This window comes from Marinobacter sp. LV10R520-4 (assembly GCF_002563815.1).
Lineage (GTDB): Bacteria > Pseudomonadota > Gammaproteobacteria > Pseudomonadales > Oleiphilaceae > Marinobacter.
In genome coordinates this window covers 4223593-4249120 of record NZ_PDJM01000001.1, presented here as the reverse complement: position 1 = coordinate 4249120, position 25528 = coordinate 4223593, and the positions used below count along the sequence as shown (strand labels likewise).

23 protein-coding genes and 1 pseudogene are annotated in these 25528 nt (G+C 56.4%); 19 read left to right on the top strand and 5 right to left on the bottom strand.

Annotated features, from left to right (window positions below; genetic code table 11):
* The first annotated feature begins 6 nt into the window (after positions 1–6).
* The 8 genes from eutH to nadA all read left to right on the top strand — a co-directional run bounded on the left by eutH (position 7) and on the right by nadA (position 8941).
* Positions 7–1305 (top strand): ethanolamine utilization protein EutH, encoded by a 1299-nt coding sequence (eutH, locus tag ATG98_RS20560; RefSeq protein ID WP_098424259.1) that lies wholly within the window; start codon positions 7–9, stop codon positions 1303–1305.
* Positions 1302–2735: an ethanolamine ammonia-lyase reactivating factor EutA gene (locus ATG98_RS20555; RefSeq protein ID WP_098424258.1), complete on the top strand. Its 1434-nt coding sequence runs from the start codon at positions 1302–1304 to the stop codon at positions 2733–2735. The genes eutH and ATG98_RS20555 overlap by 4 nt, the downstream gene beginning before the upstream one ends.
* 14 nt (positions 2736–2749) lie before the next feature.
* Positions 2750–4114, top strand: coding sequence for an ethanolamine ammonia-lyase subunit EutB (locus tag ATG98_RS20550; RefSeq protein ID WP_098424257.1), 1365 nt, complete (start codon positions 2750–2752; stop codon positions 4112–4114).
* Positions 4115–4124: 10 nt separating this feature from the next.
* Positions 4125–5129, top strand: a complete 1005-nt coding sequence (eutC, locus tag ATG98_RS20545) for an ethanolamine ammonia-lyase subunit EutC (protein ID WP_323807757.1) — start codon at positions 4125–4127, stop codon at positions 5127–5129.
* A 37-nt stretch (positions 5130–5166) separates the two neighbouring features.
* Positions 5167–5823 (top strand): ethanolamine utilization microcompartment protein EutL, encoded by a 657-nt coding sequence (gene eutL, locus ATG98_RS20540; protein WP_098424256.1) that lies wholly within the window; start codon positions 5167–5169, stop codon positions 5821–5823.
* Between the two features lie 48 nt (positions 5824–5871).
* On the top strand, positions 5872–7203 hold the full coding sequence (locus tag ATG98_RS20535) for a 4Fe-4S dicluster domain-containing protein (protein WP_098424255.1): 1332 nt from the start codon (positions 5872–5874) through the stop codon (positions 7201–7203).
* 12 nt (positions 7204–7215) lie between these two features.
* Positions 7216–7770, top strand: coding sequence for a BMC domain-containing protein (locus tag ATG98_RS20530; RefSeq protein WP_098424254.1), 555 nt, complete (start codon positions 7216–7218; stop codon positions 7768–7770).
* Between the two features lie 94 nt (positions 7771–7864).
* Positions 7865–8941 (top strand): quinolinate synthase NadA, encoded by a 1077-nt coding sequence (nadA, locus tag ATG98_RS20525; protein ID WP_098424253.1) that lies wholly within the window; start codon positions 7865–7867, stop codon positions 8939–8941.
* Between the two features lie 5 nt (positions 8942–8946).
* Here nadA and ATG98_RS20520 read toward each other — a convergent pair whose 3' ends face one another.
* On the bottom strand, positions 8947–10455 hold the full coding sequence (locus ATG98_RS20520; RefSeq protein WP_098424252.1) for a M48 family metalloprotease: 1509 nt from the start codon (positions 10453–10455) through the stop codon (positions 8947–8949).
* A 127-nt stretch (positions 10456–10582) separates the two neighbouring features.
* Between ATG98_RS20520 and ATG98_RS20515 the strand changes: the two genes are divergently transcribed.
* Positions 10583–10828 (top strand): sulfurtransferase TusA family protein, encoded by a 246-nt coding sequence (locus ATG98_RS20515; RefSeq protein WP_098424251.1) that lies wholly within the window; start codon positions 10583–10585, stop codon positions 10826–10828.
* On the top strand, positions 10828–11901 hold the full coding sequence (locus tag ATG98_RS20510; RefSeq protein WP_098418806.1) for an AI-2E family transporter: 1074 nt from the start codon (positions 10828–10830) through the stop codon (positions 11899–11901). The genes ATG98_RS20515 and ATG98_RS20510 overlap by 1 nt, the downstream gene beginning before the upstream one ends.
* A gap of 13 nt (positions 11902–11914) precedes the next feature.
* Here the strand turns inward: ATG98_RS20510 and ATG98_RS20505 are convergent, their stop codons facing one another.
* Positions 11915–12382 carry a peroxiredoxin gene (locus ATG98_RS20505; protein WP_098424250.1) on the bottom strand — a complete coding sequence of 156 codons (468 nt, stop codon included), beginning with the start codon at positions 12380–12382 and terminating at the stop codon, positions 11915–11917.
* A 74-nt stretch (positions 12383–12456) separates the two neighbouring features.
* Here ATG98_RS20505 and dapA point away from each other — a divergent pair, with 74 nt between their 5' ends.
* From dapA to ATG98_RS20480, 5 genes are all read left to right on the top strand, one after another.
* Entirely contained in the window at positions 12457–13335 is an 879-nt protein-coding gene (gene dapA / locus ATG98_RS20500) for a 4-hydroxy-tetrahydrodipicolinate synthase (RefSeq protein WP_098418804.1), read from the top strand.
* A gap of 35 nt (positions 13336–13370) precedes the next feature.
* Positions 13371–14516 carry an outer membrane protein assembly factor BamC gene (gene bamC / locus ATG98_RS20495; protein WP_098418803.1) on the top strand — a complete coding sequence of 382 codons (1146 nt, stop codon included), beginning with the start codon at positions 13371–13373 and terminating at the stop codon, positions 14514–14516.
* Positions 14517–14617: 101 nt separating this feature from the next.
* Positions 14618–15331, top strand: coding sequence for a phosphoribosylaminoimidazolesuccinocarboxamide synthase (gene purC / locus ATG98_RS20490; protein ID WP_098421674.1), 714 nt, complete (start codon positions 14618–14620; stop codon positions 15329–15331).
* 28 nt (positions 15332–15359) lie between these two features.
* On the top strand, positions 15360–16085 hold the full coding sequence (locus tag ATG98_RS20485; protein WP_098424249.1) for a TIGR04219 family outer membrane beta-barrel protein: 726 nt from the start codon (positions 15360–15362) through the stop codon (positions 16083–16085).
* Between the two features lie 12 nt (positions 16086–16097).
* Positions 16098–17105 carry an NAD-dependent epimerase gene (locus tag ATG98_RS20480; protein WP_098424248.1) on the top strand — a complete coding sequence of 336 codons (1008 nt, stop codon included), beginning with the start codon at positions 16098–16100 and terminating at the stop codon, positions 17103–17105.
* Positions 17106–17153: 48 nt separating this feature from the next.
* Here the strand turns inward: ATG98_RS20480 and ATG98_RS20475 are convergent, their stop codons facing one another.
* Positions 17154–18083, bottom strand: a complete 930-nt coding sequence (locus tag ATG98_RS20475) for an RluA family pseudouridine synthase (protein ID WP_098424247.1) — start codon at positions 18081–18083, stop codon at positions 17154–17156.
* 262 nt (positions 18084–18345) lie between these two features.
* Between ATG98_RS20475 and ATG98_RS20470 the strand changes: the two genes are divergently transcribed.
* The 3 genes and pseudogenes from ATG98_RS20470 to ATG98_RS20460 all read left to right on the top strand — a co-directional run bounded on the left by ATG98_RS20470 (position 18346) and on the right by ATG98_RS20460 (position 22942).
* Positions 18346–19476: an efflux RND transporter periplasmic adaptor subunit gene (locus ATG98_RS20470; RefSeq protein ID WP_098424246.1), complete on the top strand. Its 1131-nt coding sequence runs from the start codon at positions 18346–18348 to the stop codon at positions 19474–19476.
* Positions 19473–21432: pseudogene (locus tag ATG98_RS20465) on the top strand (MacB family efflux pump subunit). The gene ATG98_RS20470 and the pseudogene ATG98_RS20465 overlap by 4 nt, the downstream one beginning before the upstream one ends.
* Before the next feature lie 4 nt (positions 21433–21436).
* Entirely contained in the window at positions 21437–22942 is a 1506-nt protein-coding gene (locus ATG98_RS20460; RefSeq protein ID WP_098424245.1) for an efflux transporter outer membrane subunit, read from the top strand.
* Positions 22943–22989: 47 nt separating this feature from the next.
* On the opposite strand, the gene ATG98_RS20455 is transcribed toward ATG98_RS20460, so the two are convergent.
* On the bottom strand, positions 22990–23382 hold the full coding sequence (locus ATG98_RS20455; protein WP_098424244.1) for a glutaredoxin family protein: 393 nt from the start codon (positions 23380–23382) through the stop codon (positions 22990–22992).
* 151 nt (positions 23383–23533) lie between these two features.
* Between ATG98_RS20455 and ATG98_RS20450 the strand changes: the two genes are divergently transcribed.
* Complete coding sequence (locus ATG98_RS20450; RefSeq protein WP_098424243.1) at positions 23534–24454, top strand: ROK family protein; 921 nt, start codon at positions 23534–23536, stop codon at positions 24452–24454.
* 84 nt (positions 24455–24538) lie between these two features.
* Here the strand turns inward: ATG98_RS20450 and ATG98_RS20445 are convergent, their stop codons facing one another.
* Positions 24539–25486, bottom strand: coding sequence for a DMT family transporter (locus ATG98_RS20445; protein WP_098424242.1), 948 nt, complete (start codon positions 25484–25486; stop codon positions 24539–24541).
* Between the last annotated feature and the right edge of the window lie 42 nt (positions 25487–25528).

Genomic DNA, 25528 nt, shown 5'->3' with positions numbered 1-25528 from the left:
CCGATTATGGAAATGTTAAATCAGATAATTCTGTACATTATGATGACGTTTATGGTCATCGGCGCTTTGGACCGGGTATTCATGCAGTTTGGTGGTTCGCCGTTGGTTCTTGGCAAGTTGGGCCTGGGTAAAGTAGGAAAATCGATTTCAGGCGCGGGTAGCCAGTTCGAAGAAGGCTTTCAGGCTATGGGTGCGCTGGCACTGGCGATGGTGGGCATTATTGCCATGGCGCCTGTGCTGGCGAAAATTCTGTCGCCTATTGTGGTGCCGGTTTACACCTTTTTAGGCGCGGACCCCGCCATGTTCGCCACTACGCTGCTGGCCAACGACATGGGCGGTTACTTCCTGGCCAAGGAAATGGCCACCGCGGTAGACGGCAGCATTAACTACGGCGCCTGGATGTATGCCGGCCTGATTCTGGGCGCTATGATGGGCCCCACCATTGTGTTCACTATCCCCGTTGCCGTCGGCATCATCAAAGAGCAAGACCGCCCTTACCTGGCGTCTGGCGTTCTTGCCGGCATCGTGACCATTCCTATCGGCTGTATCGCGGGCGGGCTGGCGGCTATGGCATCAACGGTGATGATACCCGGCACCAATGAAGCTATCGTCTTCAACCTGCCGCTGATTTTCATGAACCTGATCCCGGTCATTATTGTGTCGGGGCTGATTGCCGCAGGCCTGTGGTTCATGCCTGAACGGATGATTCGCGGCTTCGCAATATTTGCAAAATTTCTGGTGGCGTTCATCACCATTGGCCTGGCCGCTGCGGTACTGAAACACACCTTGGGCATTACCCTCATTCCGGGTATGGATCCGATTTTCATGGTGCCAGGGGACGAGCCCGGTGTGGATATGCGTGCTATCGAAGTGATTGGCTCCATCGCCATCATACTGTTGGGCGCTTACCCCATGGTGCTGTTGCTGACCCGTTGGTTTGAAAAGCCACTGCTGAAAATGGGCGGCGTGCTGAATATAAATACAACGGCGGCAACCGGCCTGATTGCCACTCTGGCCAACAACATCCCGATGTTCCAGGTAATGAAAGACATGGACAGTCGCGGCAAAATCCTGTGCTCGGCCTTCGCCGTCAGCGCGGCTTTTACCTTTGGCGATCACCTGGGTTTCACCGCCGCCAATAAGCCGGACATGATCATGGCCGTGATTATCGGCAAGCTGGTGGGCGGTATCACGGCGGTGCTGTTTGCCATGCTGCTGGCCGACCGGATGATTGCATCTATCGAAAAAAACCGTAAGCCGGACGCGGGCTTGTCTACCTCTGGGGAAACGGAAGCGAAATCGTGAACAGAAAAACCGTGCACAGCGTCGGTATTGATATCGGCACCACCACAACTCAGGTGATTTTTTCCCGCCTGACCATGGTCAACCGGGCGCCCGTTACTCAAGTGCCCCGTTACGAATTCGTGGAACGGGAAATATTTTTCCAGAGTCTGGTGAGCGCTACGCCATTGCAGGAAGACGGCACGGTGGATACGGCCATGCTGCAGCGGTTTATCGACGAGCAGTTTGCGGCGGCCGGTGTCTCGCTGGACGATATCGAAACCGGAGCCATCATCATCACCGGTGAAACCTCCAAGGTAAAAAATGCCAAAGACACGGTGATGAATCTGGCCGAACGCCTGGGTGATTTTGTGGTGGCCACTGCCGGCCCTAATTTAGAGTCGGTGATCGCCGGCCGCGGCAGCGGCGCCGGCGATTACTCAAAGCGCAATCACGCCCGCGTGCTGAACATCGACATCGGCGGCGGTACCAGTAACTACGCGGTGTTCAACAGTGGCCAGGTGGAAAGCACGGCGTGCTTGAATATCGGCGGCAACCTGATCAAAACAGACCGCAGCGGCGCGGTCACGAAAATCCGCGAACCCGCACGCCAGGTTGTGGGAAGTCTGTTCGGGCAAAACCTGGCGGAAAATGCGTTCAGCGTTGACCACCTGAAAAAGGTGGCGAACTGCATGGCGCAGCTGGTTGTGGACGTGATTGTTGGTAAACGCTCCGAATTAGGCGATGCGCTAATGATGACACCGGAGCTGAAGCACAGTGACAACTTCGACGCGGTGTTCATCAGTGGCGGCGTGGGTACCAGCTATTACCGCCTGCGCACCGAAGAAATGGACCCGTTCCAGTGGCAAGACATAGGCATCTTGCTGGCCGAAGCTTTGCTAAAAAATCCAGTGCTGGCCACCATGAACGTCAAGCAGCCCCAGCAAACCCAGCAGGCTACGGTTATTGGCGCCGGGGCTTACTCCATGTCGCTGTCTGGCAGTTCGATCTGGCTCAATGTAGATGCGCTGCCCATCCGCAATATACCGGTGGTAGAGCCGCAGATTGACTGGCAGGCGAATGACCAGCCGGCGGTTTGCCAGCAGATCATCGAAGCCGCAAAGCGTATGGACCTGCGCTTGCGCGAAGACCAATACGCCATCGCACTGGGCAAGGACATGCCCATGAAGTACCGCGCGGTGCATCACACCGCAAAGGAAATAGCGCAATTTTATAAAGAATATGGCAACAACCAGGCCGCCGCCATCATCGTTACAGAAAACGATCTGGGCAAGGTTCTGGGGATGGAACTGCAACCATTGGTAGACCCGCAAAGGCTTCTGGTGATTGACGAGGTGCGTGCTGTTGCCGGTGATTATCTTGACATTGGTGAGAGCTTTTTTGGCGGCGAAGTTGTGCCATTAACCATCAAATCGCTGGCATTTCCTGCATAGAGGGGAGATTTTCCATGAATTTAAAAACAACACTGTTTGGCAAGGTATACCAGTTCCGCGACGTGAAAGACGTGCTGGCGAAGGCCAACGAGCTGCGCTCCGGCGATGTATTGGCCGGCGTGGCGGCCGAAAGCGCCCAACAGCGGGTGGCGGCCAAGCAGGTACTGAGTGAAATGACTCTGCAGACCCTGCGTGAGAACCCGATTGTTCCCTATGAAGAAGACGCGGTAACCCGGGTGATTCAGGACGGGATCAACACCACCATTTACCATGAGATGAAAAACTGGACCGTCAGTGAACTGCGGGAATACATACTCTCTGATCTGCCCACGCGCGAGGATTACGAACGCATGCGCCGGGGGCTTACCTCGGAAATGGTCGCGGCAGTCTGCAAAATCTGCTCTAACGCTGACCTGATGGTGGGTGCCAAAAAGCTCTACGTGATCTCCAAGGCAAACTGCACCGTTGGGATACCCGGGCGATTCTCGTCGCGGCTACAGCCCAACGACACCCGTGATGACATCGACAGCATCATCGTTCAAACCTATGAAGGCCTGAGCTACGGCTGCGGTGACGCGGTGATTGGCGTGAACCCGGTCACCGAATCGGTGGAAAACACCATCCGCATTCTCAGCGCCATCAAAGAAGTGACTGACAAATGGAACGTTCCTACCCAGGGCTGTGTGCTTTCCCACATTTCTAACCAAATGGCAGCGCTTGAAAAAGGCGCGCCCTGCGGTTTGCTGTTTCAGAGCTTGTCTGGCACCGAGAAAGGGCTGAACGAGTTTGGCGTGACGGTAGACCTGCTCGACGAAGCCTATGAGATGGGCAAACACTACTGCAAGCTGGCTGGCTCCAGCATGATGTACTTTGAAACCGGGCAGGGCTCAGCGCTGTCTGCCAACGCCCACCACGGTGCCGACCAGGTAACCGTAGAGGCCCGCAATTACGGCCTTGCCAGGCGCTACAAGCCGCACCTGGTCAACACCGTGGTGGGTTTTATCGGGCCGGAGTACCTGTTCAATCACCAGCAAATTACCCGGGCCGGGCTGGAAGATCACTTCATGGGCAAGCTGACCGGTATCTCGATGGGCTGTGACGCCTGTTACACCAACCACGCCGATACCGATCAGAACTCTAATGAAAACCTGACGGTGCTGCTGGCCGCAGCGGGCTGTAATTACGTTATGTCACTTCCTCTGGGAGACGACATCATGCTGAATTATCAGACCACAAGCTTCCAGGACGTCGTGACCGCCCGCCAGCTCTTGGGCTATCGTCCGGCGCCTGAGTTCGAAGCCTGGATGGAAACCATGGGCCTGATGGAAAACGGCAAACTAACCGCCCGCGCGGGTGACCCATCCATCTTCTTTGATTGAGGTGACAGCCATGGACGAGAAAACCATTCAGAGTATCGTCAATTCGGTGTTGCGTGAGCTGGGCGAGCAAGACCTTCCTGCCGGGCAGATAACCCGTATCCAGCAGAACGATAAAGGCACCAAACAAAGCCAAAATGGCACGCAGAAAAGCGAATCACAAAACAGCGCTCCGCCGGCCTATAAACCAGCCCCGGCTAAAGGTTCTGCCGAGCCTGAAAAGACAAATGAAAATGTGCCGCCAGACAACGAAAACGAGGGCCTTGAAGACCTCAGCCTGGACAAGTTCATTCACTGGAACGGCATTAAAGATGCCCATAACGCGTCAGTAAACAGTGACATGGTCAAGCAGACTGCGGCCCGTGTGTGCCAGGGGCGCGCTGGCCCAAGGCCGCGCACCCGGTCACTGTTACGCTTTCTGGCGGACCACTCCCGTTCCAAAGACACGGTGGTGAAAGAAGTGTCTACGGACTGGCTGAAACAGAATGACCTGTGGGAAGTGCAAACCTGCGTTGCTGATAAAAGCGAGTACCTGCGGCGCCCGGATCTTGGCCGCAAGCTGTCTGACGAGGCCAAAAAAACCATTGAAGAGCGCTGCAAAAAATCGCCCCAGGTGCAGGTCGTGGTTTCTGATGGCCTCAGTACCGATGCCGTCACCAGCAACTTGGAGGAGATCATTCTGCCGTTGATGAAAGGCCTTGAAAGCGCCGGCTTCACCGTAGGCACACCGTTCTTTTTACGCTACGGCCGAGTAAAAGCTCAGGATGAAATTGGCAACCTGCTGCAGGCAGAGGCCAATCTGCTGCTGATCGGCGAAAGGCCGGGGCTGGGGCAGTCTGAAAGCCTGAGTTGCTATTGCGTTTACAAGCCCACCAAAGACACCGTGGAGTCAGATCGCATGGTGATTTCAAATATTCACGAAGGTGGAACTCCTCCGATTGAGGCAGCGGCGGTGATTGTGGACCTTGCGCGCAAAATGCTGGAACAGAAAGCCAGTGGCCTCAAGTTGAAGCGCTGACCCGTTAATTTTCAACAAGAACAGCAGGAGTACCATCATGGCAATTCGTGATGAAATCAGAGCATCGGTTCTGGCAACCCGGGTGATCGCCTCGGTCGACGATGGAATGATGAAACAGTTCAAACTGAAAAAAGAGCAGCGCTGCATCGGCATGATAACCGCCGACAGCGACGACGTAACCTACGTCGCACTGGATGAAGCCACCAAAGCGGCCAACGTAGACGTGGTCTACGCGAAATCCTTTTACGCCGGTGCGGCGCATTCCTCAGGCCTGTTGTCGGGCGAGGTCATCGGCATTATTGCGGGCCCAGGCCCCGCAGACGTGATTGCCGGCCTGCAGCGAGCGAGGGATGTCATTGAACGCGAAGCCTGCTTTTATTCGGCCAACGAAGAGGGCAGCATCGCCTACTTTGCCCATCTGGTCACGGCAACCGGCGGTCATCTGTCAAAGCAGGCGAACATCCCCAGAGGGCAGGCGCTGGCGTACCTGATTGCCCCGCCACTGGAAGCCATGTTCGGTATGGACGCCGCGTTGAAGGCGGCGGGTGTTACCGTCGTAGACTTTTTTGCACCACCGTCAGAGACCAACTACGGTGGCGGCCTCCTTACGGGCTCACAGGCTGCGTGCAAAGCCGCCTGTGAGGCATTCGAAGAAGCCGTGCTGGCGGTTGCGGCAAACCCCATTGATATATGAACTGCCGGTTGGGCCGGTATTCAGGCCACCGTCTGAATTGGGGGAAAAATGAACGACCTTGTTGAGAAAGTTCGCAACGCGGGAGTGGTGGGTGCCGGCGGCGCCGGATTCCCCGCGTACGTGAAAATGATGGCCCGAGCGGATGTCGTTATCGCCAATGGCGCAGAATGCGAACCGCTTTTGTACAAAGATCAGACCATCATCCAGCACTTCTCTGAAGACCTGATTCGCGGTATGGCTCTGGTGATGGAACAGACCGGTGCTAGCCGCGGTGTATTAGCCATCAAAGAAAAGCACCAGGATTCGATATCCCATATCGAACCGATGCTGCCGGCTAATATGGAGCTGAAGCGAATGGTCAATATGTATCCGGCGGGTGACGAATACGAGCTGGTGTACGAAATCACCGGCAATCGCATTCCCGCGGGCGGACTGCCCAAAGACATCGGCGTGGCGGTACAGAACGTCGAAACCCTGGTGAATATCGCCCGCGCGGCGCAAGGCCAGCCGGTCACTCACACCATGGTGACAGTGCACGGCGAGGTAGAACATCCATTCACCGCCTGGTTGCCAATCGGTATGCGCTTTGCCGATGTGATAAACCTGGCGGGCGCCATAACCTGCAGCGACCCGGTGGTGATCGACGGCGGCGCCATGATGGGTGAGGTGGTCACCGATAAAGAGGCGTCCATCTCGGCGGTCAGCAGTGGTCTGCTGGTACTGCCGCGGGACAGCAATCTGGTGAAGCGGCGCTCCGAAACCGAATCCCAGTACCGGCGCATTGGCAAATCTGGCTGTGACCAATGCACCCTGTGTACCGAAATGTGCCCGCGTTACCTGCTGGGTTACCCGATTCAGCCCCATCTGGTGATGCGCTCGCTGCTCACCACCGGTGAAGTCAGCGAAACACTGTCAGTGCACGCCCAGGCCTGCTGCGAGTGCAATATCTGCACGCTCTGGGCCTGCCCGGAGCAACTCAACCCCAGGGACATATGCGCCTCGACCAAGCGCGACTTGAAAGCGAATGATCTCTGGCAGACGCAGCAGCAGCTGCAAAGCCAGACCCGCGACGTGCACCCCATGCGGGATTACCGCGGCGTGCCATCCCAGCGTCTGACTCGCAAGCTGGGGTTGGCGAAGTACGATGGCAAAGCTGCGCACTGGAAAGAGGTGATTGCGGCGCCATCACGGGTCATCATTCCATTGCACCAGCGCATGGGTCAGCAACCTGTGCCCGTGGTGAAATCCGGTGACATTGTCGGTATAGGCGATGTGATTGCAAAGCCGCCAGGCGAGGGCATGGGTGTACCACTGCACGCCAGTATCGCAGGCACCGTGATGTTGATTGACGGATTTATCGCCATCAGTGCAGTTAACTAACAGGAACACACTATGACCAACAAAAGCGCAATCGGCATGATTGAAATGAATTCAATCGCCAAAGGCTATGCGGTTGGCGATGCCATGCTAAAGGCCGCCAACGTTGAAATCCTGTTTAACCGCACCATCTGCCCGGGCAAGTTCATGGTGATGGTGGCGGGCGATGTTGCGGCGGTAGAAGCGTCCATGACGGCGGGCCTGGAGTTGGGCGACGCCACCATTGTGGATGAGCTAATCATCCCCAATGTTCACCCCTCGGTGTTCGCAGCCATAGGCGGCACCCGGGTGATTGAGCACACCGACGCCCTGGGTATCATCGAAACCTTCTCGGTGGCCACGATTATTGAAGCGGCTGACGCGGCGGTTAAGGCGGCGAACGTAGAGTTGATCGACATCCATCTGGCCATGGCAATTGGTGGTAAGGGCTTTCTGACACTGACTGGCGATGTCGCCGCTGTCACCGCAGCGGTCGAAGCTGGAACAGATTACATCAAACGCAAAGGTATGCTGGTCGACAAAGTCGTGATCCCTCAGCCGCGGAAGGAAATCTTGCAGGACAAGTTATAACTCTTTCAGTGCTGCCAGACAGAACACTAGAGTCTGAAATGGTATACTCGTGCGTACAAAGTCACTGTCAGAAAGCAATTGAGAGAAGCTGTAAATGACTAAAGCCGAAGACCGTATCCTTGTTCAGGAATACCTGGCCCACGCCGCGGAGCCGAAGCCCCTTAGCGCTGAAGAAAAGGCGCGGCTTGAAGCTCGCATCAAGGCTGCTCTGAAGGAAAAAAACGCTGTTCTGGTGGCGCACTATTACGTCGACCCAGACATTCAGCGCCTGGCTGAAGAAAGTGGTGGCTGTGTCGCCGACTCCCTGGAAATGGCCCGTTTTGGCAATCAGCATCCCGCGTCTACCGTAGTGGTGGCCGGCGTTCGCTTTATGGGCGAAACCGCCAAGATTCTGAATCCAGAAAAAACAGTTCTGATGCCCACGCTCGAAGCCACCTGCTCACTGGACGTAGGTTGCCCGGTGGATGAATTTTCAGCCTTCTGCGATGAGCATCCAGACCGCACTGTGGTGGTGTACGCCAATACCTCGGCGGCGGTTAAAGCCCGCGCCGATTGGGTGGTCACCTCAAGCTGCGCCCAGGCCATTGTGGAATCGCTGGACGCCCGCGGTGAAAAAATCCTGTGGGCGCCAGACAAACACCTGGGCCACTGGGTGCAGAAAACCACCGGCGCCGACATGCTGCTGTGGAACGGCTCCTGCATTGTGCACGAAGAGTTCAAGCACCGTGGCCTGGAAGATCTGAAAGCGATTTACCCGGACGCCGCCGTATTGGTGCACCCGGAATCGCCGGATGCGGTGGTGGAACTGGCCGACGTTGTAGGGTCTACCTCACAGCTGATCAACGCCGTAAAAACCCTGCCGAACGAACGCTTTATTGTGGCGACCGACAACGGCATTTTTTATAAAATGCAGCAATTGGCACCCAACAAAACCCTGATTGAAGCGCCCACCGCCGGTAACGGTGCGACCTGCCGCAGCTGCGCTCAGTGTCCGTGGATGGCTATGAATGGGCTGGAAAACCTGCTGGCAGTGCTGGAAGCACCAAAGGGCCAGGCCAGCAATCAGGAAGTGCTGGTAGATGAAGCCCTACGTGAAGACGCTCTGCGGCCTTTACAGCGCATGCTGGATTTCACCGCCAATATGAATCTGAAGGCGGCTGGCAACGCCTGAAACGTTTAACCATTGCGCCGAACGTTAAGCTCGGCGGTAATGGCGCTCAAGCGCTCGGTTACAATCTGGCGCATGGGCGACCCGGCCGTCAGTTTTTCCTGGGCCTGGCGTAATTGGCGCTGGGCCGATTCCAGGTCGCCCATCAACGCATCGTATTCCGCTCTTGCCCTGTGCACTCCCACAATATTGCGCGCCATGCCTTCGGCTTCCGCCAGCTGGAACCACAAGTGTTCCTGTTGCGGTTTGTTGCGAGCCAGCTGTGACAGCAGTTCCGCCGCCGCTGCGCCGTTGTCCGAGGCCAGTTCCAGCTGCGCCAGCGTGTGGGTAATCGGGTAGTTGCCCGGGTTGCGAGCCAGCGCCCGCACCAGCAGCGCCCGAGCTTCAGTCAGACGTTTGTCGGCAATTAAACTTTGCGCCAGAGTCACCTGAAACGTAATGCGCCCAGGGTTGGCCACCAACAGCTGGTTAAGCAGGGTCTCAGCTTCGGCGTATTGGCGGTCTTCTATATAAGCCACTGCCAGCCCATAACGAATGGCGGTATTGCTGGTATCGTTGCTAGAGCCGGTGCCGGTATTTTTTAATTCATTAAGCGCCGCCCGAAAACTGTCGATGGCAGCACCCGCAGAAGCCGCATAATGCACCTGCAGGCGGGCCCGTATCAGATGGTATTCCGGGCTGTCTTCGATGCGCGTCAACGGGTATTGCGCGGCGCGGTTCTGGGTGTCTGCAACCCGGCTCTGGGATAGTGGGTGGGTAGACAAGTACTCGGGCACGCTGTTGCCTTGCCAGCGGCTCTTCCGCATCATAATTTCAAACATTTCTGGCATGCCACGGGGGTCTAGTCCGGCATTGGCAAGAATATCCAGCCCCACCCGGTCCGCTTCCTGCTCATTTGCGCGGCTGTATTCCAGCATATTCTGAATCGCCAGGGCCTGAGTACCAGCAATGGCGGCAATACCAATGTCAGACTGGGTAACGGCTGTTAGCACAATACCGGCAATCAGGCCGGCGATGGTCAGCGGGGTGCTGGTTTGCTGCTGTTCCAGGCGGCGGGCAAAATGGCGTTGGCTAAGGTGGGCCAGCTCGTGGGCCAGCACCGATGCAAACTGCTGCTCGGTGCGGGCAAACAGAAACAGACCGCCGTTTACCCCTACAATGCCGCCGGGCACCGCAAAAGCATTGAGGGCAGGGTCATCAATCAGCGCCAGTGTGAGGTCACGGTTCTGCAAAGGCGCCGATGGCACCAAGCGGTAAAGAATGGCGCCCAGGTAGTCATACACCAGAGGGTCGGTGATCTGCGGAGCGGAACGCCGCAGCGACACCAGCACCTGGCGCCCGATATCAGCTTCCTGCTGGCCGGCAATCAGGCCGCCACCGGTGCCGCCGATGGTGGGTAGCGTGCTACCCTGGCTCTGGGCAGCGGCGCCTGTACTGACACCCATAGTCATTAATGTCAGCGCCAGCAGCGCGCACAGCAGGGTATTGAAGCGAAGGTGGCCATTCAGGCTGTTCATGTTCTGGGTCTGTCCTGTGTCGGAATATCCTGAGCGTCACATAACCAATGATTGTGATGCAATACAATAACACTGGCGGCATAATGCCGGCTCATTAATCAAACGCTGTTACGGGTTAACGTTTAACATGGCTGATCGAACTCTGGATGCATCGGGCCTGCAATGCCCGATGCCTTTGTTGAAAACCAAACTCGAACTGAACACCATGGCCCCCGGCGAACAGCTGGAAGTGGTTGCTACAGATCCTGGCTCTGCCAGAGATATTCCGGCATTCATCGCCGTATCTGCCCATCAGGTGGTTGAATCCACCGTTGACGGCAGTCAGTACCGTTTTGTTATCCGCTGCGGCGATTCAGTGCGGCGGAGCCATTAATGGTTAGAATATTACGCGGATTCGCCCACAAATACTTTTCAGATGAAGAAGCTGTCATCCTCGGGTTGATGCTGATTATCGGCACCATGTTCGTCATCTGGTTTGGCGCCATGCTGGCCCCGGCCATCGCTTCTTTAATCGTTGCTTTTATTCTACAAGGCCTGGTTACCAAGATGGTGTCCTGGAAAGTGCCAGAACCGCTGGCCATCCTGGTTGTGTTTTTACTGTTTCTCGGCATTCTGGCCGGCGCCATTTTTGGCCTTCTGCCACTGGTGTGGGCTCAGCTGACCAATCTGGCCCGGGAAACACCGCGCATTATCGGCGAATTACAGTTGTATCTGGAACTCTTGCCCGAGCGCTACCCGCAGCTGGTGTCGCTGGACGCAGTCGCTACTATTTACCAACAGGTGTCGACCGAAGTAGGGCAAGCTACCCAGTGGCTGGTGTCGGCATCACTGTCCAGTATTCCGGATCTGTTGGCGCTGCTGATATACGCCGTGCTGGTGCCCATACTGGTGTTTTTCTTCTTGAAAGACCGCGATGTTCTGTTGGGCTCAATCGCCCGTATGTTGCCGCCGCAGCGCGCAACCATGCGCAAAATCTGGCATGAAGTGAATCGCCAATGCGCCAACTACGTGCGTGGCAAAGCTTTGGAGATTCTGATTATTGGAACCACCACGTATATAACGTTCAAAATTCTAGGTCTGCCCTATGCCGCCTTGCTGTCGCTGCTGGTGGGTCTGAGCGTGGTGATTCCTTATATCGGCGCCGCAGTCGTCACGGTTCCAGTGGCTATTATCGCCCTGTTTGCCTTTGGCTGGGGCAGCCAGTTTATCTGGATAATGGTGGCGTACGGCGTCATTCAGGCTTTGGACGGCAACGTGCTGGTGCCGGTGCTGTTTTCTGAAGTAAACAACCTGCACCCGGTGGCCATTATTGTCGCGGTGCTGTTCTTCGGCGGTATATGGGGGCTATGGGGTGTGTTTTTTGCCATCCCTCTGGCCACCATGGTAAAGGCGGTGGTGGCTGCGTGGCCGGTGCGGGAGTTACCCCCGGCACCGGTCAACCGCTAAAGGCAGATAACGACTATAGTGCTTTGACTGCCGCGAGCACCTCGTCAATATGGCCCGGCACTTTTACGCCGCGCCATTCCTGGCGAAGTACGCCCTTGGCGTCAATCAGGAAGGTACTGCGGTCAATACCCATGTATTCTTTACCGTAGAGTTTTTTCAGCTTGATCACTTCGAACAAAGCGCAGAGCGTTTCGTCTTTGTCGGAAATCAGGTGAAACGGCAGTTCGAACTTGCCACGGAAATTATCGTGGGATTTCAGGCCATCGCGGGACACGCCAAAAATCTCTGTGTCATGTTCGGTGAAGGTTTGCATGTTGTCGCGGAAGTCTTGGCTCTCGGTGGTACAGCCGGGTGTGTCGTCTTTCGGGTAAAAATAGATCACCACATTGCGGCCGCGTAAATCGGCCAGGCGAACCGTCTGGTCGCCGGTAGCAGTCGCTTCAAAGTCAGGTATGGTTTTGTTCAGTTCTACGGATGGCATAACATCTCCTTTAATTCCCTTGTGTCAGTTCGTGCCCAACATTACCATAACGGTTTTATTCGGACGGAGCTTTTATGATTACGGGTAGCCTTGTCGCACTGGTCACACCCATGCACCCAAATGGAGACATTCACTGGGAGCACCTGGACAAACTGGTGGACTTTCACATTGAAAATGGCACCCATGGCATCGTTGCCGTGGGCACAACCGGCGAGTCTGCAACTCTGGACCCGGAAGAGCACTGTAAGACCATCGGCCACATCATCAAACGGGTGAATGGTCGTATTCCGGTGATTGCCGGAACCGGTGGCAACAGTACCCGCGAAGCCATTGCGCTCACGTCCGCGGCCGAAAAGCTTGGGGCTGACGCCTGCCTGCTAGTGGTGCCTTACTACAATAAGCCGACCCAAGAAGGCCTGTACCAGCATTTCCGCACCATCGCCGAAGCCGTCCCGATGATGAAGCAAATGCTGTACAACGTGCCCGGCCGCACCGCCTGCGACATGCTGAATGAAACCGTGGTTCGCCTGGCTGATATCTCCAACATCATTGCCATTAAAGACGCCACCGGCAATATTCCCCGCGGCGCCGAGTTAATTCAAGCGGTAAAAGGCCGCCTGGACGTCTATTCGGGTGACGACGCAACGGCCATGGAACTGATGCTGGCCGGCGCCAAAGGCAACGTATCGGTAACGGCCAACGTTGCCCCCCGGGCCATGGCCGACTTGTGCACGGCGGCTGTTGCGGGCAACCGCGAAGAAGCCGAACGCCTGAACGAACTGCTGATGCCCCTGAACCGCAAACTGTTTCTGGAAGCCAATCCGATTCCGGTAAAATGGGCGTTGCATCGCATGGGTATGATCGGTGCCGGCTTGCGCTTGCCATTGACGGTACTCAGCGAACAATTCCATGGCGAAGTGGAAGAGGCCCTGAAAGCTTCAGGCGTACTCTGAACGTGCTGAACCCGTTCCAATACCGGAGTAAGTCCATGCAGGTTCTCTCCAGAACCCGTTATTCAAGGTGCACAGCGCCTTTTAAAACCCAATTCTCCAAAATTCAGGCCTGCAAACCCCTGGCCATCGCCACCGGCTTTGCGCTGGTGGCGGGCTTGGGAGGCTGCAGCCTGGTGTCGGACCGTTCCGCGGATTACGTCGGTGCACCCGAAGGCAAGGCTATTGAGCTGCCCGCAAGCGCCGACGAATCCCGCTTCCGACAGGTTATGCCCGTGCGTGATATTAATTTGGCCAACGCGGGCAAACTGTTCCCTGACGGCATTCCCACTCCGCCGGACATGACCTCTGAAATTCTGAACCAGAATTATGCGGTAGAAGAGCTGGACGGTCGCGCCTGGCTGTTGGTTAACGACGTGCCGGGTCGCCTGTGGCCGGCAGTCGCCGCGTATATGTCTGACCGCCGCCTGGGCGTTGCGTTTGACAGCCCGCAGCTTGGCTTGCAGCAAAGCGAGTTGGTGAACTTCAGCCTGCGCGCCCGTGAACTGGTGCAGCTTGAGGGCGAGGCCAGCGCAAGCGAACCCAAAGTGCTGCTACAGGTACGCATTGCACCCGGTGTTCGCCGTAAATCCACGGAAATTCAGATCCGCAACATAGTGGTAGCCGATCAGCCCGAGGCTCTGCTGAGCTGGGACACCACCCGTGTGCCAGACTCCGCTGATCTGGAGCTGCAAAAACGCCTTCTGGCCGATATGGGCGAGTTTTTGAAAGCCGGGGAAGAGAACAAGTCCTTCTCCCGCGCAGCGTCTGGCATGACCAGCAAACCTTTGGTAAAACTGATATCTGAAAACGAGCAGGCCAGTGCCATCGACATGCAGCTCGATTACGGCCGCGCCTGGGCAGAAGTCAGCCGCGCACTGAACGAATCGGATATGACCATCATAGACCTGAATCGCAGTGAAGGCTGGTTCCAGGTGGACTATCGCAGCGCTGACGAGCGCGAATCTGGCTGGTTCAGCTGGTTCAGCTGGTTTAGCGATAACGAAGCCCCGCGTCACACCCATACGGTGAACGTGACCGGCGGCGAACAGACGGTGCAGGTCAGCGCAGAAACCGCGAATAATTACAGCGGTGAACAAACATCTTCCACGCTTCTTAACCGCCTGTTTGACTATCTGTATTAACGACCAAAGACCTTGTTAACAGCCGCGGGCTTTGTGATTAACCGCTGGTTTTATTGATGATAACCGGGCTGGCTTACGCCGGCCCGTTTCTGGAGAACCCCATGGAAAAGCGTGAAGAACTCTACGCCGGCAAAGCCAAATCGGTGCACACCACTGACGATCCCGAGCGTTTTGTACTGGTATTCCGCGACGACACCTCGGCTTTCGACGGCGAGAGAATAGAGCAGCTGAACCGCAAAGGTATGGTGAACAACAAGTTCAACGCCTTCATTATGGAAAAGTTGGAAGCCGCGGGCATTCCTACCCACTTCGAAGGCTTGCTGTCAGACGTTGAATGCCTGGTGAAAAAGCTCGACATGATTCCGGTCGAATGTGTGATTCGCAATATCTCTGCCGGCAGCCTGTGCCGTCGCATTGGCGTAGAAGAAGGCCTGGAGTTGAATCCGCCCACCTTTGAGCTGTTCCTGAAAAACGACGCACTGCACGACCCCATGGTCAACGAATCACTGGCCATCAGCCTGGGCTGGGCCAAAGCCGACGAACTGGCACAGATGAAAACGCTGACCTATAAAGTAAATGACGTGCTCAAAACACTGTTTGCAGACGCCGGCATGCTGTTGGTGGATTACAAATTGGAATTCGGCCGCAGCCACGGTCAGATTGTGCTGGGCGACGAGTTCAGCCCTGACGGCTGTCGTATCTGGGATGCCGAAACTCGCAATAAAATGGACAAAGACCGATTTCGCCAGGGCCTTGGTAACGTGATTGAAACCTACGAAGAAGTAGGCCGCCGCCTGGGTATGTCGTTCGACTGATACCGATTCTAAATACGGAGCACAAGCAATGCGTAAATTATTGATGGTTATGGCCGGTTCAGCGGTATTGGCAGCGCCGATGGTGCAAGCGGATATACTGGGGCTTGGCGCCCAGGTAGGCTACTGGGATTCTGAGCTGTCTGGTGACGTGGCCACCAATGGCGGCTCCGTGGATGTAAACGATGAGCTTAATCTGGATGGCGAAAGCAGCAATCAGCTGAGCCTGTATCTGGAACACCCGATTCCTTTGCTGCCTAACGTGCGTGTGGCTTATATCAACATTGACCAGACCGCTAGCGGTCGCCTTAACAATGACTTTGACAATGTTGATGCAGGCTTGGTGCGCTCTGATCTGGAACTGGAACAGCTGGACCTCACCCTGTATTACGAAGTACTGGATAACTGGGTGAATCTGGACCTGGGCCTGACGGTCCGCGATTTCTCCGGTGAACTTATTGTACAGAATGGCATAGACCCGATCAGCCGCACCACAGCCGATGCGGTTTTGCCCATGGGCTATCTTGCAGCGCGTTTTGATCTGCCGTTCAGCGGTGTCAGTGTTGGCATCGAAGGCAATGCCATTGCCTACAGCGGTGATTCCCTGCACGATTTTAACGTGTACGGCCAGTATCAGTTGTCACTATTGCAGTTGCGTGCCGGCTATCGCCAGATGGCGGTGGATTACGAAGACGGTGACGACCGCTTCGACGTGGAAATCGACGGCCCGTTCATCAGCGCCGGCGTGGTGTTTTAAGGAGAAAGTCTGTTGAAAATTCTGGTCACCGGTAGTGCCGGTTTTATTGGTTTCCATCTGGCGCAACGCCTGCTGGATCGCGGCGACGAAGTCATCGGTGTCGATAACCTGAATGACTACTACGATGTGAACCTGAAAGAAGCCCGGCTGGCAAGGCTAACGGGAAAAACCGGCTTTACCGAAGTACGCCAGGATATCGCCGACCGCGACCTTATGGCCGCGCTTTTTGAAGAGCACAAGCCCGAGCGCGTAGTGCACCTGGCGGCCCAGGCCGGGGTGCGCTATTCCATTGAAAACCCCCAGGCCTATGTCGACGCCAACCTGGTGGGCTTTATGAACATTCTGGAAGGCTGCCGCCGCAACGATGTGCAGCACCTGGTGTATGCGTCCAGCAGCTCGGTTTACGGTGCCAACGAAGCCATGCCGTTCTCGGTGCACGACAACGTAGACCATCCCCTTAGCCTTTACGCTGCCTCGAAAAAAGCCAACGAGCTGATGGCCCATACCTACAGCCATCTGTACAACCTGCCCACCACCGGGCTGCGCTTTTTTACCGTGTACGGCCCCTGGGGCCGGCCCGATATGGCACCGTTTATCTTCACCCGGAAAATTCTGGCCGGCGAGCCAATTGACGTGTTCAACCACGGCCATCACAAACGCGATTTCACCTATATCGACGATATCGTGGAGGGCGTGGTGCGCACTCTGGATCAAATCGCGCAACCCAATCCCCAGTGGAGCGGCGCTCAGCCAGATCCAAGCACCAGCCGCGGGCCTTATCGCATCTACAACATCGGCAGCAACAACCCGGTGGAACTGGCGCGGTTTATTGAAACCATCGAACACTGCACCGGCAAAAAAGCCGAGAAAAACCTGCTGCCCATGCAGCCGGGTGACGTAGTCGCAACCTACGCCAACGTAGATGGCCTGATCAACGATGTCGGCTACAAACCCGAAACCCAGCTAGAGCAGGGTATTGAACAATTTGTTCAGTGGTATCGGGATTTCTACAAGGTTTAAATGCGTCTCGCGTGAGCAATTCTTAGAGAGCTTTCTCCCAGGAATTTTTTACAGAGCGTCTGAATCCAGCTGTTTTAACCGTTCCGGCAGTTCCAGGGTGATTTTTGACTTGGCTAGCGGGCAGTCGAATTGCAGATAATACGCCAGCAGCTGCAACGGCACGCCAGCGGCAGCGCCATACAATCTGTCGGCCACAATCGGATGGCCAATACTCGCTAAATGGCGGCGAATCTGGTGTTTACGGCCGGTTTCAATGCGCACATTTACCCGGGAAGTGTTGGCATCGTTACGATTGGCCTTGGTATTCGCCTCCTCGGTATTCACAACTTTGGTGTCCACGGCCTTATTAACGACAGAACTGGTATTGATGGAGCTGGCATTGATGGAGCCGGCATTGATGTAAAGAGTAGTCACATGGCTAACCGCAGCTTTACCGTCAATTTCCTCGCCAATCGTCTGCTCCTTCACATCCATTACGCCTGTTACGTCTGCCAGATACTGTTTGATGATCGTGCGCCCGGCAAACAGCTTTGACAGTGCCGCAGCGGCTTTTGAATCGTGGGCAATCAGCATCAAACCTGCAGCGTCGGCGTCGAGGCGGTGAATCAAAAAGCAGGGTCGGTTTAACTGCACTTCAGCCACTCGCAACAAACTGCAGTGATCGCCCCATTGCGAACCCTGCGCCAGCAGCCCGTGGGGTTTGAACCACACACTGTAGCGGCCTTTGTCTTCCAGCAGTTCAGCTTCTGCTGCCTTGCGCGCCAGAACAGCTTCGTCATAGTACAGTTGCATGCGAGTGCCGGTTTTCACGTCGCGCTTGGCTTTGCGCAGCCGCACAATTTTACCCTTCAAGGTCCACCAGCAGGCGCCTTTCGCCATGGCGTCTTTGATGCGCTGTTTTGGCAGGCCAGAAGCCTCACTCAGAATGTCCACGGCCAGGCCGGGAGTTTCTACGGTGATATCAACGGTGGTACGCATAGCAAGCCTGATAGAAAAAGTGAGCCGCCGATTATAGAAGATATGGCTGGCCAGACAACCACCAAACCGGGGACGGATTTCAAATCCGTCCCCGACTTAGCCACCAAACCGGGGACAGATTTCAAATCTGTCCCCTACTTATCTGCCCAAAACGCCAGCACCAGCGTAAAACTCACCGGATGTCTGGCTATTCAAGCCGATCAGGTTAGGCTATGCCGCTTGCTTACGATTATTGAGGTTTGAAGTTGTGGATTCACCGAGTTTGTCTTTTCCCCGTGTTCTTGTTGTTCTGATTCTTGTCGCCGTACTCGCGGGCGGCGCCTTTTGGGCGTATAGCCACTTTTACGCCATAAGTAATAACACCGCTGACGTAACCACCACTGCCGTCAGCCGAGGGGACATAGACGTTTTGGTGAGCGCCACCGGCGTTTTGGAACCCAGCAACTTTGTAGACGTGGGCGCGCAGGTGTCCGGGCTGCTGGACGTGATTCACGTCAGAGTGGGCGAACAAATCAGCAAAGATCAGCTGCTGGCAGAAATTGACCCGACCATCTATCTGGCCAGGGTAGACGCCAATCGTGCCCAGCTGAAAAATCAACAGGCCCAGTTGGCCGATCGCAAAGCCCAACTCACCCTGGCCGACATTCAGTTCCAGCGCCAGACCAATCTGTTCCGTGAAGACGCCACCACCCGTGAAAACCTGCAGATTGCCGAGGCCTCTCTGGCGTCTGCCAAGGCCCAGCTAGCCATGTTGCAAGCGCAACTGGAACAGACCGCATCTACCCTGCGCGCCGAAGAAGCCAATCTGGATTACGCCCGCATTTATTCCACCATGGAAGGCACGGTCGTATCCATCACGGCCCGCCAGGGCCAAACCCTGAATACATCACAACAAGCACCGGTGCTGATGCGCATTGCCGATCTGTCCAGTATGAAAGTCCGCGCCCAGGTGTCCGAAGCAGACGTAGGCAGGCTAGCACCGGGCGACAAGGTGTATTTCACCACTCTGGGCGAACCTGGCAAGCAGATTTATGGCGAGCTTGACTACATCGAACCCACTCCCGAAGTGCTCAACAACGTGGTGTTGTACAACGCGTTTTTCAGCGTGCCCAATGAAGCAGGGCGTTTATTGCCCAGCATGACGGCACAGGTATTTTTTGTGGTGGAACAAGCACGTGACGTACTGCGGGTGCCCGCGGCGACCGTTGTGGGCGGCCAGGTTTGGCTGCAACAGGCCTCCGGCGAGCTGGTAGAACGCAAAATTGAGGTAGGCATCAGCAACCGCATTTACACCGAGGTTCGCGACGGTCTGGCGGACGGCGATTTGGTAGTCACCGGCGGAGCTCCATCAAGGGAAGCGGCATCTTCTGGTATGGGCGGGCGCCCACGGTGACAGTCCCGCTGATTGAATTACGCCAGATTACCCGAACCTTCGGTGAAGGCGACATGCAGGTGCCCGTGCTCAAAGGCATAGACTTGAGCATTCAGGCCGGGGAATTTGTCGCCGTTATGGGGGCGTCCGGGTCTGGCAAATCCACCCTGATGAACATTCTAGGCTGTCTGGATGTGGCAAGCTCCGGGCACTATCTGTTTCAGGGCACAGACGTGTCAGGGTTCAAACGAGACGATCTGGCCCGCGCCCGCCGCGAATCCTTCGGCTTCATATTCCAGAGTTACAATCTGCTGCCAGGCATAAGTGCGTTAGACAACGTCGAAATACCGGCCATCTACGCCGGCCTTGGCAAAAAACAGCGCCGGGAGCGATCCACCGAACTGCTTGGTGAGCTCGGGCTAAGCGATAAACTGCTCAACACCCCGGCTCAGCTGTCGGGCGGGCAACAGCAGCGTGTGTCCATCGCCCGCGCCTTGATGAACGGCGGCCAGATCATACTGGCGGACGAGCCAACCGGTGCCCTCGACAGCGTTAGCAGCAAAGACGTCATGCGGCTTCTGCAAAGCCTGTCCGACCGCGGCCACACCGTTATTCTGATTACCCACGACGCCAAAGTCGCCCAGGCGGCAGATCGCCAGATCACCATCGCCGACGGGCTGATTACCCACGATACCGGCGCCGTTCAGCACAAGGCCGTTGCGACAGAAAACCCCAAGGCCCTGCAGCCCATTGCTAAAACATCCGACGTTAGCGGCGCGTCCGGTTGGTTTGAAGCGTTAAAAAGCGCGGTACACTCCCTCAGCACAAACCTGTTTCGCACCGCTTTGACCCTGCTGGGCATTGTGATTGGCGTAGCCTCGGTGATCACCATGCTGGCAATCGGTGAAGGCGCACGGCAAGACATTGTGGACAGAATCAGCGCCATGGGCAGCGACTTACTGCTGGTGCGCCCGGGTGGCCCGGACCAGCGCGGTGGGCGATGGAGCGTCACCACATTGGTGCCGTCTGACTACCACGCCATTCGAGACATACCCGGCATTCGTGCAGCTGTTCCGGAAGTCACCGGCGGCCAAACCCTGCGTTTCGGCAATCGCGATCACCAAACCGAAGTGAATGGCACGGCCTACGAATTTCCCGCCGCACGGCAATGGCCCGTGGTCGCCGGTACCTTTTTTAACGAAGCTGATGAAAACCGTTACGCCGCGGTGGCGGTGTTGGGCAAAACCGTGGCTGACTCCCTATTCCCCGAACAAAGCCCGTTGGGCCACTACCTGATGGTTAATAACGTTCTGTTTCAGGTCATTGGCGTAATGGACGAGCGCGGGGCATCCCCCTGGGGGCAGGACCAAGACGACGTGGTGCTGGTGCCTTACACCACCGCCAACCTGCGCATATTTGGTCAGAACTACCTGCGTAACATCACCGTTGCGGTGGCAGATTCTGCCGACATGAACGCGGTGCAAGACCAGGTTCACAGTACCTTGCTCACACGCCACGGCAGCGAAGACTTCCAGATTCGCAACATGGCGTCGCTGATTAATACCGTGTCAGATACTCAGGACACACTGACCTGGCTGTTAGGCTCTATCGCGGCGATTTCGCTGCTGGTAGGTGGCATAGGCGTTATGAACATTATGTTGGTGAGCGTAACCGAGCGTAACCGAGCGCACCCGGGAAATTGGTATCCGCATGGCCACCGGCGCCCGCACCCGTAATATTCTTCAGCAGTTCTTAACCGAGGCCTGGCTGGTTTCGGCTGTTGGTGGCGTTATCGGCGTCATCCTTGGCATAGCGGCCACCCAAATCGTGGGCTGGCTTGACACACCCGTTGTGGTCACCGTGTTCCCCATGGTGCTGGCGTTCAGCTGCGCCTTTGGCACCGGACTTCTGTTTGGCTATTTGCCCGCGCGCAAAGCCGCTCATCTGGACCCTGTCCAGGCCCTGGCCGCGGAGTAATCTCATGCCCCATAGCTCACAACAAACTTTACGCTTGACGCTGCCTGAACGGCGCCTGGCCCTGCCTGAACCGCCTGAACGGCGACGGACATCCGCCATCTGCATTTTAACGGCTTGTATAACCCTGGCAGGCTGCGCCACTCAGATTGCCCCGTCAGCTCCCGTGCTTATTGACGGCGCACCTGTGACGGCCTTGGCTTGGGCGCCAGAACTGAACTCGATTGCTTTAAACGGGCCAGCCGTCACCGATCAACAATGGTGGCGGGGCTATGACGACCCCAACCTGCTGGCGTTGATTGAAAAAGCGCGGGCGGCCAATCCCGACCTGGCCATTCTGGCCGAAAATCTGGTACAGGCCGATCTACAGCTGCAGAACGCCGGCGCCAGCCTGCTGCCAGGCATTGGTTTAAGCGGCAGCACCGGCGAACAAACACGGCGCCCAAGCAGCGGCGACTGGCGCAGCAGTGGAAACACATCGGTATCCACATCCATCAGTTACGAGGTGGATTTGTGGGGCAGGCTGGGTGCAGCCGAAGACGCCGCCAGCTTCCGCCGCGATGCCAGTGCTTTTGATTTCGCCGCCGCGCAGCTTAGCCTTTCCGGCGCAGTGGCCAGTAACTGGTTTCAATTGCTGGAGTTACGCCAGCGCCTGAATATCGCCCGGCAAAATCTGGAATTGGCAGAGCAAACCTTGCGTATTGTGGATGTGCGATACCGCAACGGCGTAGCCGACCGCTTCGAATTGGCCCGCCAACGCACCGCCGTGCTGGTGTTACGCAATGTTTTGCCCACGCTGGTGTTTCGCCTGCGCCAGAGTGAAGCTGCATTGCAGGTGCTAGGCGGCGAGCCGCCCTGGATGGTAGACAGCGGCGAGCCGCCCTGGATGGCAAACACGGATGTGCCTGCGGGGGCTTTAGAACAACTCAGTATCCCAGACATTAATGCAGGCTCGCCCGCAGAGCTGATTACCCGCAGGCCAGACCTTGCCGCCGCCGAGGCCCGCTTGCATGCGGCCAATGCCAACATCGCCCAGGCCCGTGCCGCGCTCTTGCCGGCGGTGTCACTCAGCGCCGCCCTGGGGCTCTCTTCCGATGGCTTGCTCAGCCTTTCCAGTCCGTTGGCAACGGCGAACGGTTTGCTTGCTCTTAGCCAAACCTTGTTCGACGGTGGCGCACGAAGCAACAATGTAGCGCTCACCGAATCGCGCCAGGTCGCGCTGGTGCAAGGTTATCGCTCAAGCTTGTTGACTGCGTTTTTAGAAGCGGGAGACGCCATGGCGCGTATCAATTTGTATCGGGAGCAGGAACAGCGGCTGACGGAAATTGAACAGCAGGCAAAAGAAACCCTGCGCTTGAGTGAAGTTCGTTATCGCCAGGGCGCAGAAGATCTGATCACCCTGCTAGACAGCCAGCGCACCTTGTTCGATGCCAGAGTACAGCGCAGCGAAGCGCGGCTGAATCATCTGCTGGCAACTGTGGATTTGTACAAAGCAGTCGGCGGTGGTTTTTAAACCACCGCCGTGACACGAAGCACATGCGGGAAGAGCGGTTTAACGAATCAGGCCGGTTCGAAGCGCTGCTTCAGCCAGGCGCTGATGTCGTTGGATTCGTACAGCCATTGGTGGCTGCCGTCCGCTTTGGCAATCCGCAAACAGGGTACCTTCACGGCACCACCGCCGGCTAGAATTTCAGCGCGGTGCTCGGTGTTATGCTGGGTGTCACGCTGTTCAATATTCAGATTCAGACGTTTGATTTCTTTACGAACTTTGACGCAGAACGGGCAGGTTTTGAACTGATACAGCGCCAGGTCCCGGCAGGCTTCGTCTACTTTCTGTTGCTCTTGGGCGCTACGCTGTACCGGCTTGCCGCCCCCGATTTTTTCACTCAGCAGTACAAACGGGGTCAGAATAAGCCGTAAAGTGCGGAAAAAATAACGAATAACAATTCTCATGAAAGAAGCCTTGGCAGTCAGTATTAAAAAAAGGGACACTCTTTTATTTACGATCGATTCGCAACTAAAGATCGACAGGGTATCAGATTTTTTGCGATCCGCGCAGAATCCTGTGACCATTCCGTAAATGATAAAGCAGGGTGATAAACGCATGAACAGCCGCTGGCGGGTAGGCATCGATCTTGGGGGAACAAAAACCGAAGTCATCTTGTTAGACGGTGCTAACAAAACCCACTTTCGCGCCCGTATCGCAAGCCCTCAGGGAGACTACGAAACCACCCTGAACACCATCAAAGAACTGGTTGAAGCCGCGGAATTACGGGCCGGTGAAGCTGCGTTGCCCGCAGGCGTGGGCATTCCTGGCTCCGTGTCGGGCCTGACAGGCCTGGTCAAAAACGCCAACTCCACCTGGCTTAACGGCCAGCCCATGGCCGCTGATTTAACCCGCCTGCTGCAACGCCCGGTTGGCCTGACGAACGACGCCAACTGCCTGGCCCTGTCTGAAGCCAGCGACGGCGCAGGGCAAGGCTACAAAGTTGTGTTCGCGGCCATTCTGGGCACCGGCTGCGGCGCCGGCATCACTGTTAACGGCCAACTGCTCACAGGCCCGAACGGCGTCGCAGGCGAATGGGGCCACAACCCACTGCCATGGACACCACAAGCAGAACTGAACCAGCGCCCGTGCTTCTGTGGCCGCTTTGGCTGCAACGAAACCTTCCTGTCTGGCACCGGCCTTGCGCTCACGCACTTCTTGCTTTGGAATGAAAAGCTGGATGCCAGGGCCATCGTTGAACTGGCGCAAACCGATTCACGTGCCTCGCGATCGCTGGATGATTATATAAACCACCTGGCCCGCGGCCTGGCGGCCGTCATCAACCTGCTGGATCCAGACGTGATTGTACTCGGCGGTGGGCTATCAAACGTGCCAGCTCTGTACAGCGAACTGGGGATACGCCTGCCGGAGTACGTTCTAGGAGGTGAGTGCGAAACACCCATACGCCAGGCCATACACGGCGACTCCAGCGGTGTCCGCGGCGCCGCGTGGCTGGCCCAAGACAGGGGACAGATTTAAAATCCGCCCCCGACTTAGCCACCAAACCAGGGGACGGATTTCAAATCCGTCCCCGTTTCCCCCCGCCCCGCTTTTCCCCCGCCCCTAGCTCCGCCTTTTCCTCAGTGAAGCCCTTAAAACCGAACTGAGCACGCCCCAGCGGTTTACGATCAATGCCGCAAAAATCAAACCGCAGCCGGCCAGCTGAACTGGCGTCATGATTTCATCAAACCACCCTGCTGCAAACAACGACACCCAAACCGGTTCTATCACTAGAATAACGGCGCCATGGCTATGGGCAGACAAGCTCTGCGCATAGGTTTGCGCAAGAAAGCGCCCTGCGGTGCCCACAATAGCGCTGGCAAGAATCCACCAGACCAGAAGCGGCGGTGGGTCACTGAACGTTGGCTGCCAGGGCTCTGTAATCAGCGATTCCACCAACGTCACCAAGCCCACGGTAAGCAATGCAATCGCCGTCAGCGGAAGAGCGGGAATACGCTGTTTTTCGATGGCGTCGCCCTGCCGGTTGATGGCAGTACGCTGATTCGCAGCGCGGGTGTTCAGTGTAAAATAGAGCGCAAAAATAGAAGCTGCCATCGCGAAAAATATTTGCGCAGGCTCTGGCTGAAAACCGTTACGAAGCGACAGAAGCGCCAGCCCGGCGACCGCAACGGGAATGGCAAGCCAGGTGCTTGCAGGTTGTGCCTCTTTAAAAAGGAGGCGAGCAAGGATGGGAACGATAACCACGCCCAGGCTGACTATAAAGGCACCTTCACCCATACTGGTGCCATGAAACAGGCCCATCACCCAGAAACTCATGGCAACGCCGAACACCAGGCCAACACCCAGGCCGCGTTTAACCTGATCCCCACTCAAACGTCCCAGCGACCGGAAAGCGAAAGCCGCCAAAAAACCACCTGCGATCAAAAACCGCAGCGCCATGAACAACAACGGCGGCATCAGCAGTATAGATTCTTTGGAAAAAATCCAGCTGATGGCCGCAAGCAGGGTAACACCAACCAGAATCAGGTCAGATTTATGGGCGTTGGTCATACACAGTACGGCTCGGCTGCCAAAAGATAGGGGACAGATTTA